Origin of the sequence: Vibrio intestinalis (genome assembly GCF_025195085.2) — a bacterium.
GTDB classification, from domain to species: domain Bacteria; phylum Pseudomonadota; class Gammaproteobacteria; order Enterobacterales; family Vibrionaceae; genus Vibrio; species Vibrio intestinalis.
On record NZ_JANAVY020000002.1, the window covers coordinates 100,101 to 121,734 of the forward strand.

At 44.7% G+C, this 21,634-nt stretch carries 16 protein-coding genes; 8 read left to right on the forward strand and 8 right to left on the reverse strand.

From position 1 onward, the window contains the following. Positions 1–334: 334 nt before the first annotated feature. Positions 335–1,501, forward strand: a complete 1,167-nt coding sequence (locus MU515_RS04935) for a sensor histidine kinase (protein WP_260259265.1) — start codon at positions 335–337, stop codon at positions 1,499–1,501. After that, positions 1,494–2,213, forward strand: a complete 720-nt coding sequence (locus MU515_RS04940) for a LytR/AlgR family response regulator transcription factor (RefSeq protein ID WP_260259266.1) — start codon at positions 1,494–1,496, stop codon at positions 2,211–2,213. Before MU515_RS04935 ends, MU515_RS04940 begins: the two co-directional genes overlap by 8 nt. A 9-nt stretch (positions 2,214–2,222) precedes the next feature. On the opposite strand, the gene yfbV is transcribed toward MU515_RS04940, so the two are convergent. Then, positions 2,223–2,675 (reverse strand): terminus macrodomain insulation protein YfbV, encoded by a 453-nt coding sequence (gene yfbV / locus MU515_RS04945; RefSeq protein ID WP_260259267.1) that lies wholly within the window; start codon positions 2,673–2,675, stop codon positions 2,223–2,225. A gap of 366 nt (positions 2,676–3,041) precedes the next feature. On the opposite strand from yfbV, the gene MU515_RS04950 reads away from it, so the two are divergent. The 5 genes from MU515_RS04950 to MU515_RS04970 all read left to right on the forward strand — a co-directional run bounded on the left by MU515_RS04950 (position 3,042) and on the right by MU515_RS04970 (position 9,146). Beyond that, on the forward strand, positions 3,042–4,238 hold the full coding sequence (locus MU515_RS04950; RefSeq protein WP_260259268.1) for an acetate kinase: 1,197 nt from the start codon (positions 3,042–3,044) through the stop codon (positions 4,236–4,238). 135 nt (positions 4,239–4,373) lie between these two features. Next, positions 4,374–6,518: a phosphate acetyltransferase gene (gene pta, locus MU515_RS04955; RefSeq protein ID WP_260259269.1), complete on the forward strand. Its 2,145-nt coding sequence runs from the start codon at positions 4,374–4,376 to the stop codon at positions 6,516–6,518. Positions 6,519–6,658: 140 nt separating this feature from the next. Continuing rightward, a complete protein-coding gene (locus tag MU515_RS20040; RefSeq protein ID WP_349775406.1) occupies positions 6,659–7,675 on the forward strand; it encodes a GGDEF domain-containing protein in 1,017 nt (338 codons plus the stop codon). Positions 7,676–7,789: 114 nt separating this feature from the next. Continuing rightward, on the forward strand, positions 7,790–8,797 hold the full coding sequence (locus tag MU515_RS04965) for a GGDEF domain-containing protein (protein WP_260259271.1): 1,008 nt from the start codon (positions 7,790–7,792) through the stop codon (positions 8,795–8,797). A 97-nt stretch (positions 8,798–8,894) separates the two neighbouring features. Further along, the gene (locus MU515_RS04970; RefSeq protein ID WP_260259272.1) at positions 8,895–9,146 is read left to right on the forward strand and encodes a DUF3081 domain-containing protein; all 252 of its coding nucleotides are present in this window, start codon (positions 8,895–8,897) and stop codon (positions 9,144–9,146) included. A 94-nt stretch (positions 9,147–9,240) separates the two neighbouring features. Here MU515_RS04970 and MU515_RS04975 read toward each other — a convergent pair whose 3' ends face one another. Then, positions 9,241–12,288, reverse strand: a complete 3,048-nt coding sequence (locus MU515_RS04975) for an efflux RND transporter permease subunit (protein WP_260259273.1) — start codon at positions 12,286–12,288, stop codon at positions 9,241–9,243. After that, positions 12,288–13,388 (reverse strand): efflux RND transporter periplasmic adaptor subunit, encoded by a 1,101-nt coding sequence (locus tag MU515_RS04980; protein ID WP_260259274.1) that lies wholly within the window; start codon positions 13,386–13,388, stop codon positions 12,288–12,290. Before MU515_RS04980 ends, MU515_RS04975 begins: the two co-directional genes overlap by 1 nt. Positions 13,389–13,533: 145 nt before the next feature. On the opposite strand from MU515_RS04980, the gene MU515_RS04985 reads away from it, so the two are divergent. Continuing rightward, positions 13,534–14,133, forward strand: a complete 600-nt coding sequence (locus MU515_RS04985; RefSeq protein ID WP_260259275.1) for a TetR/AcrR family transcriptional regulator — start codon at positions 13,534–13,536, stop codon at positions 14,131–14,133. Between the two features lie 168 nt (positions 14,134–14,301). On the opposite strand, the gene MU515_RS04990 is transcribed toward MU515_RS04985, so the two are convergent. The 5 genes from MU515_RS04990 to MU515_RS05010 are packed head-to-tail and all read right to left on the reverse strand — an operon-like array spanning position 14,302 to position 21,322. After that, entirely contained in the window at positions 14,302–19,209 is a 4,908-nt protein-coding gene (locus MU515_RS04990; protein ID WP_260259276.1) for a LamG-like jellyroll fold domain-containing protein, read from the reverse strand. A 5-nt stretch (positions 19,210–19,214) separates the two neighbouring features. Next, complete coding sequence (locus MU515_RS04995) at positions 19,215–19,655, reverse strand: MSHA biogenesis protein MshP (RefSeq protein ID WP_260259277.1); 441 nt, start codon at positions 19,653–19,655, stop codon at positions 19,215–19,217. 49 nt (positions 19,656–19,704) lie between these two features. Next, the gene (locus tag MU515_RS05000) at positions 19,705–20,415 is read right to left on the reverse strand and encodes a prepilin-type N-terminal cleavage/methylation domain-containing protein (protein WP_260259278.1); all 711 of its coding nucleotides are present in this window, start codon (positions 20,413–20,415) and stop codon (positions 19,705–19,707) included. Then, on the reverse strand, positions 20,415–20,807 hold the full coding sequence (locus MU515_RS05005) for a type IV pilus modification PilV family protein (RefSeq protein ID WP_260259279.1): 393 nt from the start codon (positions 20,805–20,807) through the stop codon (positions 20,415–20,417). The genes MU515_RS05000 and MU515_RS05005 overlap by 1 nt, the downstream gene beginning before the upstream one ends. Further along, entirely contained in the window at positions 20,804–21,322 is a 519-nt protein-coding gene (locus tag MU515_RS05010; RefSeq protein WP_260259280.1) for a pilus assembly FimT family protein, read from the reverse strand. Before MU515_RS05010 ends, MU515_RS05005 begins: the two co-directional genes overlap by 4 nt. Positions 21,323–21,634: the final 312 nt, after the last annotated feature.

Below are 21,634 nucleotides of genomic sequence, written 5' to 3' on the forward strand. Positions count from 1 at the left end.
TAGTTAGCTTACGTTATACGTCGAGCATTTCATTCGCCTTCATGAATTCTCACTTTGGCGAACGCCATACCCCAATTAACACAAACTTTACGCTATTGATAATTATATAAAACGGCATATCCATATCAATGTAATCAATGGTACTATTTAGGGAATGAATGGTACAAACAGAGCACTTCGTCATAAAACATACTTAAAAAAGAATCAACTTATCACCATTCAAACTAATTAATATAAGTATTACTTTTAATCGTTGTTTTTAAAGCATATTATTTGCGAAAAACATCATAGAATAAGCTTTTCTGTATAAGCAATAACTCTCAGGCAAACACATATGGACAACGAATCGACTCAACTTCTAAGAGACAAAGTACTTAAGGGGATGTGTTTCACTTTGGGTTCGCTTTCCCTGCTCCTAAGCATCCACAATCTGTCCCCATCTGAAGGCGGTAACATCTATTTGGGCATAGCGGAAATCGTCTACTTTTTTTTGTCTGTATATATGCTGTATCACATGCGCACAAAACCCAGGAAATGGTGGTTTCTAGACCTACATTGCTTTGCTTTAACAACGCTCACTGTAGGGTGGGCATACTTCAATATAAATGAAGGAGCGTCACTATTTATATGGTCGCTGACTTTGCCGACCGTATTTTATTTAGCTCTAGGAAAAATCAAAGGCTTTCTGTGGTCTTTGGCTTGCCTAACAATCATGTTTTATGTAGTTTTTCAGATCGCGCAGTTGGGTTACCTCACACCTACCTTCTTGCTCATCAATTTTATCTCGACCTATTTGTGCGCCTGGGGAGTCTCTCACACTTACGAAAGCAATCGAGAAAGAAGTGCAGAAGCGCTAGAGAAAGCCAACTCTTACCTCACCAAAAAATCCTCTAATTTGATCACATCGCTGCAAAAGTCTGAGCTCGAACTGTTGCGGATGCAAACCAACCCTCATTTTCTTTTTAACACATTGAATCTAATTTCTAATGAAATCACGCATCGTCCAACATTAGCCAAAGAGGTACTGTATGATTTGAGCGACTTACTTAGGAACACGATTGAATTTGCAGGAAAAACCGAAACAACCATTAAGAAGGAAATTGAGATAGTAGAACACTACTTGGCCATTCAATCAGTGCGTTTTGAACAGCGATTCACTTATGAAATTGATGTAGAAAGACACAGTGCCAATCAGTCAATTCCTCCAATGCTAACTCTTACCTTAGTAGAGAATGTCATAAAACATGTCGTTAGCAAATCTAACAACCCCATTGAACTGCATATAAAATCAGAATTCAACACACCACAACTACTTATAGTTGTAGAAAATACAGCACTCAGTCAAGATATAGAATTTAGATACGGTACCGGGCTTTCAAGCATCGTTAAAACTTTGGAACTTGAGTATAACAACGCGAGTTTTGACATCAAAAATGAAAATCAACGCACCATAGCTACAATTAGAATTAACTTAGAATCAAACCGAGGTCTGAATGCTTAACGTCATATTGATCGATGATGAACCATCAGCGATTCAAGCAATAGAGAGCACGCTTAAAAGCTTAGATGGCATTGAAATTATTGGATGCTATACAAACTCAGATGAAGGAATAAGTGCAATATTAGAACTCAAGCCAGACGTCGTTTTCTTAGATATTGAAATGCCAATACATAATGGCTTAACTGTCGCTAAGATAACCGAGCACATCGAATATAGTTTAGTCTATATCACAGCTTACCCCGGGCACGCTCTCTCTGCATTTGAAACGAACGTAACCGACTATATACTAAAGCCTGTTCGCCCGTCTCGCTTGATTCAATGCATAGGAAAGATACATAAACGCTCGTCATCGGTTAACACAAAAACTGTTCTTGCAGTCTCTGATGGAGCGACCACATACAATTTAGACTACCAATACATTAACTTAATAGAGAGCTTAGGGCGCTATCAACAGATACATTTGACGCCATTAGGAGCAAAAACAATCGAACAAGAGAGAATTGTTGTTGAACAGAGTATTTCAAGCTTTGAAGAACAATTGCCGCAAACAGAATTTTATAGAGTTCATCGCAGCTATATCATTCGTCTAGATAGAGTAAAAAAAATCATCTCTCGAGACCGAAATAAGTTCATCACGTTACAAGATTTTAGTGATGTTATTCCGGTCTCCCGCTCCAAATTCAAAGAGCTGTCAGATCAATATTTGGTTTAGTGAGTCTTATCAAAACCAGCGTTCGAATGCACTCTTATCCAGCTGCTTAAATGCTCGGTTAAGAATGATCGCTAGCTCTTTATAACGTGGCTTAGCTTTCAAAGGCTCTAATGCAAAGCCTGACTCTAAGATTTTTTGATGCAGCTCGCGATACCAACCAGCTAAAGGGCGCGGTAATTCAGTGTTCGCGCGATTGCCCAACCACCAAATACCTTGTACCGGCATACTTATCGCAAAAATCGCGATGATGACCGCTTGAGGCATAGCTTGATAGTTTCCAAACGTCATTTGTGTCAGCACACTGATTGCTGCAATTGCAGGCATGACTTTCATACCAAAGCGCGTGGCTTTGATAATACGCAACTCCGGAAACATAGGAGCCAGCTCTTTCTTCATTGGCCAAGTATCCATGTACTTTTGACCATCACGTAAGCTGTGAACGATACCGACTTTATTATTCATAGCACTCTCTCACTTCCAGCACAGGGCATCAAACTAAAAAATAGTTGAAAGTTTCAACTGATAGCGTAAAAAATTGACGAAAGTTAATATTCTTTCAAATTTTTTTTGTTATATTTGTCTATTATCGCTATCCTTTGCACACCCTCAATCTCATTGTTGCTGTTATTTACAATTTAGGCAACTTTGAGAGATATCTGCAAGGATTGCACAAGTTGCTTTATTGGTAAAGCGACCTCTTTTTCACACGGAAATTGAAGTTTTTTTGACCAAGAATAGTACGCAGTTGATAAAAGACTCGGCTATTCTTGTGATTAATTTTTCACCCTTAACTGATTTTTTGTCAGACGAATAAACAGGTAGTCATACATGTCTAAGCTAGTTTTAGTTTTAAACTGTGGTAGTTCTTCTCTTAAATTTGCTGTTGTAGATGCGGAAAACGGCGACGAGCATCTATCAGGTCTTGCAGAATGTCTGCACCTTCCTGAAGCGCGTATCAAGTGGAAACTTGATGGTAAACACGAAGCTCAACTAGGTGCTGGTGCAGCTCACGTAGAAGCACTATCTTTCATGGTAGAAACTATTCTTGCTTCTAAGCCAGAGCTTAAAGCTAACCTAGGCGCTATCGGTCACCGCGTTGTACACGGTGGTGAGCAGTTCACTCAATCTGCACTGATCACTGATGATGTTCTAAAGGGTATTCAAGACGCTGCGACTTTCGCACCACTTCACAACCCAGCACACCTTATCGGTATTGAAGCGGCTAAAGTTAACTTCCCAGAGCTTAAGAACGTTGCTGTATTTGACACTGCGTTCCACCAAACTATGCCTGAGGAATCTTTCCTATACGCTCTTCCATACAACCTATACAAAGAGCACGGCATCCGTCGTTACGGCATGCACGGTACTTCTCACCTGTTCATCACTCGTGAAGTTGCTAACCTACTAGACAAGCCAGTTGAAGAAGTAAACATCATCAACTGTCACCTAGGTAACGGTGCTTCTGTTTGTGCAATCAAGAACGGCCAATCTGTAGATACTTCTATGGGTCTAACTCCTCTTGAAGGTCTAGTAATGGGTACTCGTTGTGGTGATATCGATCCTGCTATCGTATTCCACCTACACGACGCTCTAGGTTACTCAGTTGAGCAAATCAACAACATGCTAACTAAAGAGTCTGGTCTTGCTGGTCTAACTGAAGTGACTTCTGACTGTCGTTTCGTTGAAGACAACTACGGTGAGAAAGAAGAAGCAACTCGCGCAATGGACGTGTTCTGTCACCGTCTAGCTAAATACGTAGCGGGTTACACAGCTTCAATGGAAGGTCGTCTAGACGCAATCACTTTCACTGGCGGTATCGGCGAGAACTCTGGCCCAATCCGTGAGATGGTTCTTAACCGTCTAGCTATCTTCGGCATCGAAGTAGATGGCGAAGCAAACCTTAAAGCACGTTTCGGTGGTGAAGGTACTATCACTACTGCAAACAGCCGTATCCCAGCAATGGTTATCTCTACTAACGAAGAGCTAGTAATTGCTGAAGACACTGCACGCCTAACAGGTCTTTAATGACTTCTCTGGCTAGCCTAATGGCTAGCCAGTTTTCTTCATAAGAAGAATTATAAGGGGCTTAACTCCTATTCTTTGCCGTGCATGGAATACGTAGTTAAGCTTTGATCACAATAGCTAAAGGTACTTATACGAATGTCTCGTACTATTATGCTTATCCCTACTAGCGCTGGTGTTGGTCTAACTAGCGTAAGCATGGGTGTTCTTCGCGCAATGGAGCGCAAGGGCGTTAAAGTTTCTTTCTACAAGCCAATCGCACAACCACGTCACGGTGGCGATCAGCCTGATCTGACTTCTACTATCGTTGGTGCAAACAGCGATATGAAGATCGGCGAACCTATGCAAATGTCTGTTGCTGAGAGCCTAATCGGTAACGACAACATGGACGAGCTGTTAGAAACTGTTGTTGAACGTTACAACCAAATCAATAGCGATGCGGACGTAACGCTTATCGAAGGTCTTGTACCTACTCGTAAGCACCCATTCGCAAACCAAGTGAACGCTGAAATTGCAGCAACACTTGGCGCTGAAATCGTAATGGTTGCAACTCCGGGTACTGACAACCCAGCACAACTTAAAGAGCGTATCGAAGTAGCATGTTCTAACTTCGGCGGCACTAAGAACAAAAACATCTCAGGCGTTATCATCAACAAACTTAACGCTCCTGTAGATGAAGCTGGCCGTACTCGCCCTGACCTATCTGAAATCTTTGACGATGCAGACAGCGCGAAGCAAAACGAAATGAAAGTGATGGAAATCTTCAACACTTCTCCAATTCGTGTACTAGGTTGCGTGCCATGGAGCATTGACCTAATTGCTACTCGTGCAGTAGACATGGCGTCGCATCTTAAAGCTGACATCATCAACGAAGGTGACATCAATACTCGTCGTATTAAGAGCATCACTTTCTGTGCACGTTCTCTGCCAAACATGATTGAGCACTTCAAACCAGGCTCTCTACTTGTAACTTCAGCAGACCGTCCAGACGTTATCGTTGCAGCAGCACTTGCAGCAATGAACGGTGTTGATATCGGTGCAGTACTTCTAACTGGCGGTTACGACATGCCAGAAGAGATTGCAACGCTATGTAAGCCAGCTTTCGAAACTGGTCTACCACTATTCAAAGCACAAGGTAACACTTGGCAGACTTCTCTGAACCTTCAAAGCTTCAGCCTAGAAGTACCTGCAGACGATAAAGAGCGTATCGAGTTCATCAACGAGCACGTTGCTGGTCACATCGACGGTAACTGGATCGAGTCTATGACTGAAGGTACTCAGAAGTCTCGTCGTCTAAGCCCACCGGCATTCCGTTACCAACTAACTGAGTTCGCTCGTAAAGCTGGTAAGCGTATCGTTCTTCCTGAAGGTGATGAGCCACGTACAGTAAAAGCGGCAGCTATCTGTGCTGAACGCGGTATTGCTGAATGTGTGCTTCTTGGTAACCCAGAAGAAATCAAACGCGTTGCTGCTCAACAAGGTGTTGAACTGGGTGCTGGCGTACAAATCATCGATGCTGATTCAGTACGTGAAAACTACGTAGCTCGCCTAGTTGAATTACGTGGTGCGAAAGGTATGACTGAAGTTGTTGCTCGTGAGAAGCTACAAGATTCAGTATTCCTAGGCACAATGATGCTTGAGAACAACGAAGTTGACGGCCTAGTGTCTGGTGCTGTTCACACGACTGCGAACACTATCGTTCCTCCGTTCCAAATCATCAAGACTGCACCTAATGCGTCTATCGTATCTTCAGTATTCTTCATGCTTCTGCCTGACCAAGTACTGGTATACGGTGACTGTGCGATCAACCCAGATCCAACAGCTGAGCAACTTGCTGAAATCGCTATCCAATCTGCTGACTCTGCAGCAGCATTCGGTATCGACCCTCGCGTTGCAATGATCTCTTACTCTACTGGTGAGTCAGGTAAAGGTGCAGACGTAGATAAAGTACGTGAAGCAACAAAACTTGCTCAAGAGAAGCGTCCTGATCTAATCATCGACGGTCCTCTACAGTACGACGCAGCAATCATGGAAAACGTGGCAGCTTCTAAAGCGCCTAACTCTCCAGTAGCAGGTAAAGCGACTGTATTCGTATTCCCAGATCTAAACACTGGTAACACGACTTACAAAGCGGTACAACGTTCAGCTGACCTAGTATCTATCGGTCCAATGCTACAAGGTATGCGCAAGCCAGTTAACGATCTGTCTCGCGGTGCACTAGTAGACGATATCGTATACACAATCGCTCTAACAGCAATCCAAGCTGACCAAGAGCAAAAGTAATTCTGCAATTACTTGATTGATTGAGAAAGCCCTCGCACTGCGAGGGCTTTTTGTTTGTCTAGAACTTGAGCTTAACTGTTGAATTTATAAATACGCAAATATACAATACATCGTTCCAGTCGCTACTAACATAAGCTTCTATGTCAGATTCCATTAACAGTCAGTCATCCATCCGTGAGCGCGTACTCAAATCTGTCAGCCTTATGATTGCTACGTTCGTTGCGATCGTCGCTATAGTCAACCTGTTTATCACACACAATTATTTACTTGCTACTGTCGAGGCATCAATCAGTGGTTTGTTTATTTGGATGCATTATAAAATATGCAAATTTCAGCCATTAACGTGGCAGCCTGCTGTGGGTGCACTATTAATTACCTTTGGGTTATTACATGGCTTTAATACGGCCCCCGAGAATACTAACATTATTTTTTGGGCATACCCCCTCCCAGCCTTATACCAGCTGTTTTTTAGCCGAACAATTGGAGCAGTAAGTACATTCTCTATGTTAGGTGGGATCATACTTATCTACTACCCTGAAGCCATTTTCCAATTTGAAGTTTCTCATTCACTGATTAACTTTATACTGCCTTATATCATGATCTGGGCTGTCGCTTATAACCACGAAGGTATTCACCTATCTATACAAGAAGAACTAGCGAACCTTGCACGAACCGACAACCTTACAGGCTGCCTAAATCGACGCGCTTTGACACAAGACTGGAACAATATATCTCAACATACTGGTCAGTACCTTCTTCATATAGATTTGGACGATTTTAAGGCCATCAACGATTGCTATGGGCACGAAGCCGGTGATTTAGCCTTAAAAACATTCACTTCAGTCGCCCAACGCGTACTAGAAAATAGTCAATGCTATCGTGTTGGAGGAGAGGAATTTTGTCTTCTATTCCGTTCAGATAGCAACAATGATGCTTTAGAGCTTTCACAAAATTTGGGCTTAACCCTTAGAGAAACAACTATCCACGTAAGCAATGGCGACATTAACGTTACGCTTAGTGGTGGATTGCTACCATTAGCGGCTAATGAAGTTTGGCCTTTAGATGTCGCGATAAAAGCAGCCGATGAAGCGACATATCAAGCGAAGAATGCAGGTAAGAATCGCATTGTATTCTGCCCGCAGGCTAAAGATAACTAGCAATAATGCTGTAGATAAACTATCCGCAGAACACGACGCAATTAAGTTTCGCTTGGATTTATTACTCTAATCTATATATCATCAATTCTTTAACAACAATGTTAATGAATTGATATGTCTAATCCTGATACCGACACTCTCGCCCCTTATCGTCAACGAGCGCTTGTTCTACAAGTCACCAGTATCGTTTTTGGCATCATCATGATGTTTAGTGTTGTGCTAAACTTTTTCATTACTCACAATTATCCAGTTGGCACCAGTGCTCTAATCTATAGCTCCTTCTGTATTTACATCTATTTGCAAATTAAGCGCGATAATCTCAAGCGTTGGTATTTCTATGGTAATACTATTTATCTAACCATAATGATGTTAAACAGTTTGATTACTGTTCCAATAAATTCAGGTGTTATATTTGCTTTTATTTGCTTGCCTGCCATTTACTACATCTTTTTGAACTTTCGCTACGCAACGCTATTTACTGCCCTGCTGTTTATCACTATTGTTCCGATCATCTGGTTAAAGATGACTACCTATTTCACACTGATAAACTTTGCTTTGGTTTATGCCGCCATATGGACCATTTCTCATCTGCATGAGTTAACTCGCCAGAGGCAAAGTGAGCAGTTGGAATATCAAGCGACTCATGACCCGCTCTCTGGGCTACAAAACCGATTAGCGCTAGAGCGTGCAATAGAGCATTTACAAAAGTCTGGTTGTCAGTATCACTTGCTTTACATCGACATTGATCACTTCAAAAAAATCAATGACCAATACAGCCACATTGCAGGAGATGGTGTTTTGCAGCAAACCGCAGCGACGCTTAAAGCAGTGACGGGAAATAGCCAGCTATACCGTATTGGTGGGGAAGAATTCCTTTGTCTTGTCTTAGCTGAAGATTGCAGTGATGTGGCTATGCTAGCAGAGCGCGTTAGAAAAACTTTTGACGACACTCATTATCGATATCATCAAACCGCAATCCACTTTACGGTTAGTATAGGTGTGAGCTGCTCAAGCCCAGATACCGAATTTGATTCAACTCTACATCTTGCCGATAAAGCTTTATATCGCGCCAAGAAGCAAGGGCGCAACCAAGTCTGCTTTGATGACGCTATAGAGCAATAAAATTAAGTAAACTTTACTCTCTCTTTCCTCGTATCTATTTAGCAAATAAAGGAACCTTTAACCATAATTAACCTGAGGGAATTATGAGGCGAACGATATGAAAAACGAACTGGATCCGACCAAGGTGTTACACGCCTACGAATGTGTGATGAACAATGGATCTCCTACCGAGCACGGCAAGATATACGAAGGCGTTGAAGCTTTCTCAGACTATGATGGCTATAACGTTTACTTGCGCGGTAATGGTGTACAGCTCAAAGTCGGCTTTCATAACACTTACCACCTTGAATATGATCAAGAGCACCTACGTGATAGTTTTTTGAAAAAAATAGCCACACTGGCTAAATAGGCTGACTTCCTCACCTACTTCCATTAGCTAATACCACCACCCATATTAAGCAAAAGCCCCGATAATTCGGGGCTTAGTTCGTTTATACGGATAGCTACTGCACTACTTTCACTTTGAAAAACAGCGCGTAGAACAGCGGTATCACCACTAACGTCAAGATCGTGGCAAACAGCAAACCAAACATAATGGTTACCGCCATACTCTTGAAGAACGGATCGACAAGCAGCGGCGCAACACCCAGTATGGTGGTCAACGCGCCCAATAATACCGGACGCGCACGGCTGGTTGCTGCATCGATAATGGCATGATACGCCACCTTACCTTGTGCGATTTCTACATCTGCTTGGTCAACCAATACAATGGCGTTTTTCACCATCATGCCAATCAGGCTCAAGAAACCAAGAATCGCCATAAACTCGAATGGTGTTTGGAACACAATCAAGCCAAAGGTGACACCAATAACCGCCAGTGGCGCAGTTAACCAAATCACTAATGGTTGACGAATAGCGTTGAACATAAAGATCACCGACAAAATCATCGCTGCAAACCCATAAGGTGCAGAAATCACCAAGCCTTGGTTTGCATCTTTCGACGCTTTATATTCACCATACCAAGTCAGCTCATAGCCCGGTGGTAGCTCTATTGCTTCAACTTGCGTTCTTACCTGATTAAACGCATCAGATGTTAATACGCCCGGAGCCGGATCTGCCTGCACCAAGATGGTTGGCATTCTATCGATACGACGTAGCATCGCGTCTTGCCAAACCACATCCACTGAATCAACCAACTGGCTAACCGGAATATAACTACCTGCTACTTGGCTATACACTTCGGTGTTTTCCACCGCGCGTTGATGATCGCGTTCAGCCTGTGGCGCTCGCACAACAATCGGAATCAAGTCGTTACCTTCACGGTAGACCGCCACATTTTGACCATTCAGCGTTTGCGCGATGGCTTGATTAATCTCTTGCGCGGTTAAACCGAAGCGCTGCGCTTTTTCCACTGAGTAAACAGGCTCAAGCACTGGCACTTGTTGACGCCAATCATCTTGAACCGCAATCAAATTCGCATCTGCTAGCATGATCGCTTTCGCTTGCTCTGCAAGTTGGCGCAGCACTGCACTGTCTGGGCCTTTAAAGCCAGCTTCAATCTTTTTACCGCCGCCACGACCCAACATAAACTTCCATACTTTGATTGAAGCGTCTGGGTATTTGGCTGATAGCTCATCTTGCAACTCACCTAACATCGGTGCGATTTTTTTGTAATCGTCAATATCAATCAGCAACTGGCCATAAGCGGTATTGCGCGCTTCTGGTGAATAAGTCAGCATAAAGCGCAAGCCACCACCGCCAATAAAGCTAGCAATATTGGTCACGCCTTCTTTCGCTTTTACATCTTGCTCAATACTCTCCACAACGCGCTCTGTGCGGCTGATGTCCGAACCTTGAGGCAAATAGACGTCTACAACAAATTGCGGGCGCTGAGAGTCTGGCATAAAGCCTGGTGGCACATATTTCAGACTGAACACGGCAATCGCCATTAGACCAACTAACATTGCCAAACTCATCATGCGATATTTCAGTACCCATGCCAGCAAGGCTTTGTACAGTGACATCATTTTGCCAACTTTCACGCCGCCTTTTGTTACTTTAACTTTCAAGAAATCAAAGCAAAGCATTGGTGTAACCGTGACGGCAAACACCCAACTAAGCAGCATTGAGTATAGAATTACCCAAAAGAGAGAGCCGGCATACTCACCCATATCAGAAGGGGATAAGCCAATCGCGCTAAAGGCACAGATGCCCACAACAGTACCGCCAAGTAGAGGCCACTTAGTCGAATCCACAACCTCCGAGACGATAGTTTGCTTATCTTCATCCGGATTTTGCTGCAAACGAACCAAAATGCCATCGGTGACGACAATCGCGTTGTCCACCAACATACCAAGCGCGATAATCAGCGCCCCCAGTGAGATACGCTGCATGGCAATGTCTTCGATAAACATAATGCACAGCGTGCCTGCAACGGTAAGTAACAGCACAAACCCGATGATGATGCCCGAGCGCACGCCCATAAACAGCAATAGCACCACAAATACAATCCCGACCGCAGCTATCAGGTTATCAATGAAGTTGGCAACTGAAGCGCGTACCGAGTCTGACTGCATCGAAATAACATGCAGATCCATACCAAGTGGACGCTGATCTTCTAACTCAGCCAAACGCACTTTTACCGCGTCACCCATATCAACCACGTTACCGCCAGTGACGTTGGAAATACCAAAGCCAATCGCCCGTTCGCCGTTGTAACGCATCAGCATGCTTGCTGGCTCTTGGTAGCCACGAGTAACCGTTGCTATGTCACCTAAACGCATCACCGCGCGATCTTGTCCAACACTGATTGGCAGTTGGCGTAAGTGCTCAAACGACAACACAGAAGTACTCGGAATAACCGGAATACGCATATCGTTAGCATCGATAGTACCAGCCACCGTTACCATGCTCTGCTTTTGAAGCACTTGCAAAACTTGCTGCGCCGACACGCCGAATTTAGCCAAACGTTCGCTCGAAATCTCAACAAAAATGGTCTCTTGGCGCTCTGCTAGTGTGGCGGTTTTGGCTACGCCATCCACCAGCACTAAATCACGTCTTAACTGGTCAACGTAATCTTGCAGCTGTTTGTCGCTGTAACCTTCACCGGTTACAGCAAAAAACAGTGCGTATACGTCAGCAAAGTCATCGTTGACCATAGGTGCACCTGCACCCGGTGGTAGCATACGCTGGGCGTCACTAATCTTACGGCGCAGCTTATCCCACACTTGCTGTAGCTCAGCCGCACTGCCTGCAAATTCCAGTTTAATTTCAACCGTGACCTCAGACATGCCTTGCTTAGAGACCGACTTTACCTCTTTGAGCTCTTGTAGAGACTGCACTGCCCCTTCAATAACGTCGGTCACTTCATCGGACACTTCTTGCGCTGTAGCACCGGGATATGCCGTGTTAATCACCGCTTGGCGAATCACGAACTCAGGATCTTCAAAACGGCCAAGTTTTAGGTAGCTAATGTAGCCGCCCAATAAAACCAAGGCGATCAGTACCCAAACACTGGTGCGTTTAGCAATGGTATAACGCGCAATGTTCATTACTTAGCCTCTTCATTTAGCATCGGGCGAATGACCATACCTTCACGTAAACTCGACACACCGGCGATCACCACTTGCTCTCCTGGGTTCAGGTGAGCAGTAATTTGCACTCGTTCTTTGTTCAACTGACCTACTTCAACGTAACGCTTGGTGACGCCGTTATTTTGGCCAACAACCCAAACAAATTGCTTATCTTGGTTATCCGGCATGATCGCCGTTACTGGTAAAGTCAGCGTTTGACCTGCCATGTTTTCAGTCAGATCAGATGGTGCTGGAAACACTTTTACCGCCATACCCGGCAGAACTCGGTAGCCTTTAACATCATCAAACCCAAGTACGACCGCATAGCTTTGCGTTGCCGCCTCTGCTTGAGTCGCGTAAGTGCGCAGACTCAAATCAAACGTCACTTGCGGAATCGCACTGATCTCAGCTTGAGCTTTTGTACCTTGAACACTCGAAAGCATCACACTATCAGGAATGTGGATGACCACCTCAAGGTCGCTAAGATCATGTAACGTAAACACCGCTGAATTTGCTTGTACTTGGGTATGGTTATCCACCCATGTTTTGCCGATGATGCCAGCAAAAGGCGCTTCAATTTTTGTGTAATCTAACTGACGCTTCGCCTCAGACACTCGGTTTTTGGCCAAGTTATAGCGCGCGGTTATCTCATCTAAGCTGCTTTTTGAGATCGCTTTAGTCTTGTCATAGATCGCCTTTGCACGTACGTATTCCGCACGTACATTCTCTAATTCAATATTGGCTGAGGCGTAGTTGGTTTCTGCATCGCGAGAGTCTAACTTCGCCAGCAACTGCCCTTCTTCAACCCGTTGGCCTTCTTCTACCAACAAGTCACTTAAACGACCACCAATACGGAAAGCAAGCTCGGCTCTTTTTGCCGCTTGCACCTCACCGTTAAAGCTCAAACTCTGGTTAGTTTGTGCCTTTACGACTTCCACTAGGGCCGGCTTAATACTTGGCTTTTCCGCTGCAATTTGAGCCTCATCACCACAGCCTGTCAGCAGTGCGGTTGTTAAACCTAGAGCCAACGCTAGCAACGAGCGTTTGCAACAAAAAGCATTTGGGTGCGCTTTATTCACGGTGTTCTCCAAATAGAAAAAACGTCATCAACAAAAAGTAAACTCATGAGTTTATTTCCGGATTTTATGGTGAGATTTATAAAAAGTAAACTCTAAAGTTTACCTTTTGATGTGTGATTGTTAGACTTTAATACGGAGGGAAGAAATGAACCGTTCAGAACAAAAAAAACGCGCCATTATCAATGCCGCAAAAACAGAGTTTATTGAGAATGGTTTTGCCGCGGCCAATATGAATAATGTCAGCGCGGCAGCCGAAGTCTCTAAACGCACTTTATATCGCCACTTTGAAAGTAAAGAGTTACTGTTCGAGGCGGTTTTGTCGATCGTACAAGAAGAGATAGAGCGCAAAGGTGATTACCCGTATCACCCAGACCAAACCCTTGAAGCGCAGCTTGCTGAAATTACTCAACGTGAGATAGAAGTGCTGTATCAAAACTATGGCATCGCATTCTCGCGCACGATTGTGATGGAGTTCTTCCGCCAACCCGAATTAGCGAAAAGTGTTTCTCAGAGGTTGTATCGAACCCGTGCCGTGAATGGTTGGTTTGAAAAGGCTATCGCAGATGGGAGGCTCGTGGCCGACGAAGCGCAAACCATCACTAGCGTCTATATTAGCCTATTTCAAGGCTTGATGTTTTGGCCTCAGGTGCTTGATCTTAATGAAAAACCGGAAGGGGCTGAGTTAGCCAGCAAAATCGACACTATTGTCTCTACCGTGATAAAAGCCTTCTCGCCTAACCACTAGAAACACATAGAAAAACGTCCCAATTTTAGCTAATACCGAGTGGATAAGCGTTGGTCGACTATTGCAACTTGTCGACCAAGGCTTGTTCGAAGCGAAGCGCAAAGGGCGTAATAACGTGGTGTGTCAGAACCTCCGCCCTACCTGCTCGAATAATGAGTCAGTGACGTATCACTGACCCATTAATTCCGATTCGCCGCGGAAGATTATGTGGTCATTACCTCGATATATCCCAAACGTCACCACCGAGGACGGGTCTTGCTCTCCTCTTGCATCGTCTGTTGCGTTAGCGTCGCTCCAATCATATCTAAACCATGGATAACTGGTCATATCCAACCAAACCTGACTCTGCTGTCGAACATCAGAACTTACATCACGGTTTGCGGTTATCGAGCTTGAGTGACCGCCTGAAACCATACCACCGCCAGAGAGACCCACTCCGGTTGCCGTCATCCCCTCTTCTATCCAAATATGATGCTCAGAGTGAGACTCAATCCCTAGGATATTTGACGAGTGATCAATGTCGTCCACTTCAAAGCTCGCACCATTCCAGCGCTCAATATGTAAAGGAATGCCAATATTGGTCGACGTTTGCCCACCGACGCTGTCTAAACGGATACGGCCAAACCAGATTTCAGGTTGATTGGACAAGACTGCATGATCGGTATCAACCACTACAGGGTCAGGGTTGGCTATGCCTGCAACCGAAATGTTGGTGGTTAGGTTCGGCAAACTTGCATTAAAAGGACCATCGGTATAACCGTCCTGCGTGGTCGCTTTTTCCCAGCACAAGGTTGAGGAGCAATCGATACTGCCACTGTTATTCCAAGTGAATGTACCAAGCCCTTCGCTCCATTCTGAATCAAACGTAGGTACATTTAAGCGCGCAGCAAATGTGGAATCTGCGTTATCTTCAAACAAGGTGAACCCTGCAAGCTCGGTATAGCCCTTTGTTGAATCATAGTTCGCAACTCTAGCGCCATTTAGGTTAAGAGCTTCAACTTGAAACTCAATGCCATCAAAAGGCTGGTTCATATAGGCAAACCGACCATTTTTTGGTGTCCATGCAGGCGAACCGGTCACTCTGAACAGAGCCGGATAAAAACGTCCGACATTGGTCAAGCGCGCAGGCGCAATTGGATAATCTGTCGCGCCCAAATACTCCGGCGCGGTAGCGGTGAGGGTAAATATACCTACATCGTCCACTGTTTGAACAATGTCTACCTGTCCCGAGCTAGTCATTGGATGCTCGTACTCGACCTCTTTTAGATTTGGCGTACGTGACAGTGCAGGGTCGGGATAATCCACTTCAACACCTAAAGCAATTTTATATTCGGAGTTATTACCCATCTGCTGATAGTTCTTAATGATTGAACCGGTATAAGAACGAGCCATAACAGAATAAGTAAACTCCGACCCCGCGGCATAATCAGCAATCACAACAGACGCGTCTAAGCGAAGCGGCACACTGACGAAAGCACTGACTCCTTCAGCCGCTCCGCGGTTATAAGACGCCTTTAGATTTACTCGCCCAGCTTCCGCGTAATTTAATCTAAAGTTAGCACGACCAGAGTTATCAAACTTAACCGGAACACTTACCGGGGACTCAGTCACCGTATAAGATTGCCAATTGCCTTGCGCATTTTGCACCTCAATCTCAACCGGTTGCTGATTAAAATACGGATCCGCTGCACTTGGGTTATCGTACTGAATCGAAAAGTCGATGTTTTTACTGTACGTAAAATCGATATTCTGCGAGCCACAAAAAGCAATGCTTGCTGGTGGATGTTGCGCGTCACTCCCGTCTAGCCATTTATCAGCGTATTTATTGCTCACTTCGAGAGTCAAATTACCTTGTTCAAAACGGATATCACAATTATCGCGACTATGAGTAGAGCCATTGACACTGCATCGCACACTTTCAATACTTGACGGTACCGAATCCGGCGCGAACTCACTGATGCCTATCTCAGCAGTCGTATTGGTGTAGCTACCAAGTTCAAGCTCTGTCGTACCAGTAAACGAAACATCATCGCCACCCACCCAATAGGTTTCCGTATTACTACTTTCCGGAGCAAGTTTCACACTAACCGGTTTATTGTAAAGCGTACATGCATCATCTGCACACGCCCTTAGAGTGACCTTCTCCGGTGAGCAGGTGTTACCTATGCCGGTATGATCAAACTCAAAATGGTGTAGGTTCTGGTTTATTGGTTCATACTTGGCCGCACACACTTGCACATCATCAATTTCATGGTAGTTGGTATAGAGACCGGTTGATGCGGTTAACGACAATCTGAAATTTTCTGGTATTTGAGCCTGACCATACCCTGCCATGATGTTAGTACTCGGAATAAGCATGTCCCAGTCACCGTCATCACCTAAAATTTCTAACGAAAACAGCACTCTTTGCTCGCTACTTGCTACCACCACTCTAAAGCGACGTATCTCACCATTATCGAGCTCTGAGGCGTTCCAAAAGCCTTTATTAAGCAAAGAACCAGAATACCCTAGGATATAGTCGTAACCACCTAACCATTTGCCTGACACTTTTTGCCCAGAACCACGAACCGCGACCGCGTTTGGCGTGAACACTGGATTATTATCAAGATTGGAGTTTGAATAGTTACCATATTCATCGATGCCGATACCAAGCCAGCCACCAGCAAAGCCTTCAACTCGCTGCCCCGTATAGTCTTGATCGTATTTTTGTCCATACCCTAAAGGGCCACCGAATGCCCCAGCTTGCGGCGGAACCGCTGCATCAGAGAGTACCAAAGCCATGCCGTCTGCACCTGAACCTGAGTCGGCATAGTGGTCAAACTCTATCGTGACTAAGTTATTTTTCGCTGGGAAAATATACTGGTAGGTTGCTGCCGTTGATTGGTTTTGTAAATTGGCATTGAGTTGCAACCGGCCTTTATCAGAAATTTCCGGCAATACACTGTTTTGATAAGAGGTCACGGACCAGTTATCTAAATCGCTGCTAAAGTCTTCTTTTGGCAACAGAGTACATTGGGTTGGAATATCGCTATCTGAACATAGGTGTCGTTGATTAAGGATGTCACTGACTTGCCGAACATTGAGCGCACGATCAAAGATTTGCACTTCATCGATAGCGCCATTAAACACCCGCGAAGTGTAATTGGCATCATTACCAATTCTCAACGTATCGCTGTTAGTACGCAGCCTAGCGTAACCTTTGGATGATGCCTGCCAACTATTATCTAGCACTCCATCAATATAGATCTCAGCTTTAGCTTTGCTGTTAGTGCTTCCCGGCGTGTAACTAATGGCAACGTGCGTCCATTCATTATGCTTGATCGGCGTTTGACTCGTCAGAGTTTGAACCTCGATATTGCCGCGACTATTGAAATACTCCCAATACCAATAAACTTTACCCGCGCTATTGATATGAAACTCGTAGTTGGTATCTTTCGACACTATGGTGTAAAGGTCGCTACTCGGGTTATTGCTTGGGTTAATCCACGACGTGACCGCAAATTCGCCTTCAAAATCCAAACCATTGTCATCCGGTACTTCAATAAACGACGCATTACTGTTTACAAATTCACCATAGCCACATGTACCCATACTCAACCCGTCGGGAACAAGCGCAGGATCAAACGTACCGACTGTTGGATTATTCACGGTATAGCCGTGATGATTACCGACCTCGTCAATCACTTCACCTGCTGTGCCATTCCAGCCTGATTTTTCCAGATGGTATTGAGCAATCGGTGTGGGCATCGCACCGACACCACATATATCTACCGGATCAGGATCGGTTTTATACAAACATTGCCCATAGACTTCACTGGTATTGTTGGCTGGATTCTGTACGTAACCGGGGAATCTGACATAAAATTGGTCAGTAGCTATCGCATCGCCATAGATGGTGGTGTTGGTCAAAACCACATCACCTCTGGCTTGAGCAGTACCTTCTACCACTGAATCATCAGCGGTAATGCTATAACCATAATCAGTTGTCTGAACGTCACCCGTCACCGTTGAGCTGTTTTTTAGGGTTATTTTCCCCCGCCCATCGACTCTACCCTTCACGGTTGCACTGTCTAGCGTCACCGAATAGCCGGATTCCGGTATTTGCACACTACCCATAATAGTCGAGCTTGATATCTCAGTATCACCTCGCCCATCGACCCGGCCGCTAATGGTTGAACCAGAGATATCTATACGATAACCCACATCGGTCACCCTAGCGTCACTGCCGACGGTTGAATCGGTAATGGTCAATTTGCCACGAGCATCCACTCGGCTTTTTAATTCCGAACTAACAATATCGACTGAGTAGCTGTAGTCGGTACTATTCACATTATCTTCGACGGTTGAGCCGGTAATTTCTAACTTACCGCGGCTATCGACACGCCCCTTGAGCACTGAGTTTTCTATCGTGATCGGATAACCACTGTCTAACCCTTTGACATCGCTGCCCACCGTTGAGCCTAAAATGTCAATTGAGCCTCGACCATCAACCCGTCCTAAAATCGTTGAGTTTTCAATCCAAACGGGAGCCGTATAATCACTGGTTTTCACGTAGCTTTGCAGCGTCGAGCCAAGTATTTCTGCCTCACGCCTAACTGTTACGCTACCGCCATCCCCATTGATTGAATTAACAAATGAGTCACGAAGAACAAGGTGACCTTGCATGTCAATGCTTCCGGCAAGCGTGACGTTATCTAAGGTTGAAGTGCTTTTGTTAGCATTACTATGATTGTTATTAGTTGTTAGCGTTGTGGTATCTGCGATCCAAGGAAGAGACGGGTCATAAGGCTGTATCGTTACATTAGATAGCTGAAACTTTTTATCCGCTTTAATCGTACTATTACCGTAGAGCACAATAATGTCATTACTCGCGGTGAAAATGCCGTCACAATAATACTCCCGTTGCCAGTAAGAACCATTGATGTGTGCATTAGCTGGCTGACCATTCTTTTTTTTACAGAGTTGATCAAAGTGATTTTGATTTTCTAAATCGTAGGTCGCCCCATAGACCATCGTTGGAGGTAAGATTGTCGCGAAGGCGATAAAAGCAAAACAGAGTACATTACGAATATTCATGGTTACTACTCTCTCACCCAAAATTCTTGATTACGCTGCACTTCATAAGCGCCACTGCCACAACTAATTTGTGAATTAATGATATAAAACGTTTGTCCATCGAGGTCACCGGTATCACGGCACTCTAGTGCTATCAGCTCACACTGAATGGCACTGCTGTCAATGATGGTGTTAGTAATAAAATTGTTGTAAGCGCCAACACCAATCTCAGTGCATACGTCTGCAACTGGTGTAAGCCGAGTATCAGAAGCCGGGTACATCTTTGATAAAACGTACTCATTGCTTGAGTGTGCCAACAGCCACGCTTGAGTACCGAATATAGACCGGTTGTTAGAATCACTATCAGACCAGTTCACCAGAACAAGATTGGTGGCAAGAAAACCAAGCACGACAATGATGAAAATCACCACCATCAGCATATTGCCCTGCTGCTTACGTTTACTCACTGAGACTTTATTGTTTGATGCGCTGCAAAGAGCCCGCTTATTTAATGAACTAAGGAACATTTGTCACCTGCACCTCTTGCTCGTACTGGGTCTGTTCGCCATTGATGCCAAACACTAACGTCATATCGACTAAGCCATTTCTTTGCACCGTTGCTGCCGAATAATTGAGTGAGTTTTCACTACTAGGAATCAACCGATCGCTGACCACAACACTGTTTCGCGAAATGAGAGAACCGTTAACGCAATATTGAACCTCACCACTTTTGTTAAACACATAGTGACGTTGCCCTACCGAGCCACCGACGAGAAGACGTGCCGCATTAGCAATGGTATAAACGCCCCCCGATGTAGTCGCATCGGCCAAATCAAACGTATTGTCGATGTTGTGAATGTTCTCATAAGGTTGAGTTGGGTTAATCACGATAGAGAGCGCACCAGACTGCTTATTTACACGATCGTAATCGCTCACCACAAAACTCAAATCGGCCCCAGATATCGCATAAAACCCGCCATCAATAATAGGGAAAAACGAAATACAGTTAGCCGTATTGGTGCTTGAGAATAAGTTTGGTACCGCATGGCGCACCTCGCGTGACAGCTTTTCTAATACGAATCGCGCTTCATTCTGTACCCGATACCGGTCTATCGATTGAAAATAACCACGTGTCCCAACTCCAGCCAGATCAGCCATACCCAACGATAAAACTGAAGTAACGATAATCGCAAGAACCATCTCTAACAGAGTAAAACCCTTGTTCATTATTCATACTCCCCTTTACATGCCGTAAGCGTAATTGGGGGTTGGTTACCGGCCTCAATAATCAGCGTAATTTGCTGCATCTCTACCGGTATTGTCGCGGCGCCATCACTAACCACGCTGATAAAGCTCTGATCAATGTTGATGTTTTTGTAGGTTGGGCCAAGCACTTTCGCGCTCGCTAACGCTGCGCTAAGGTCACTATCTTGAGTGGCGAGCAGCTGAGTCATCACTCTTTGAGTGAGAGCAGAGCTACGTGTGTAATACTGTGAGTCACTTGATGCAGCAAATTGCGGAGCTAAAAAAGCGCTGTAGGTGATCATCACCAAACCCAGTATGACGATCACAATTACAGCTTCGATAAGAGTAAATGCACGTACTTTTTTCACGCTCATAAGCACGCTCCGGTTGTCGCAGTCACATGACCTTGAGAGTTAATACATACCTTACCGGCCTCTGACGAAACGGAGGAAGTCACCAATATTTCAACCGGTAATGTCGTCATTAGCGGATTTCCTAATAGATCAAAGCTGACGCTAGTGTCTCCGCCGACAATGCTAAATTGATATTCTGGCGGCGTGACCCTATCACTCCTCGCGGGCGCATTTGGATCCAGTTGATAATCCTTGCATGCTGCAACCGAGCCAAGACAATCACTCGCTACCGCCAGCACGAAGTTATCATTGTTCACCGCATCAATATCCACATTCGATTGCATGCGGTTAACTTGAACTTGACGAACGACAGAAACCACCAGCTCTTGAAGCGCAAAGACCTCAAAACTCTGTTTGCTGGTAAATCGAGAAACGGCGACGGCCGACAAAATCGAAAGTAGTAGAATAACCACAATCAGCTCAACAAGAGTGAAACCGGTTTGCGGTTGGGTTTTCTCAGAGGCGTGGCTGGTCATAAGCCCCCCTTGCGGCTAGGCCGCAAATTCAGGCGACAGACAGCCTCCCTAGAAAAACCGGATGACAGCAATTTCAGAGGCGTTTCCACAGCAGAAAACGCATCCGAAAATGAAAATCGAATAGCAGAAATCACCGGTTTTACGAAAGCAAAACCAGTGAAGAAAATCACGTATAGCAGCATAAGCAAGCAAAGTTAAAATTATATTTGTTGGGCCTTTGCTCACTGTGTGGCTATCGGCCCTGTTTATAGTGTTAATTTTAACCTTGCTTACTAATAGTTACAGAATATTTTCGGCCAACCTCACATATTT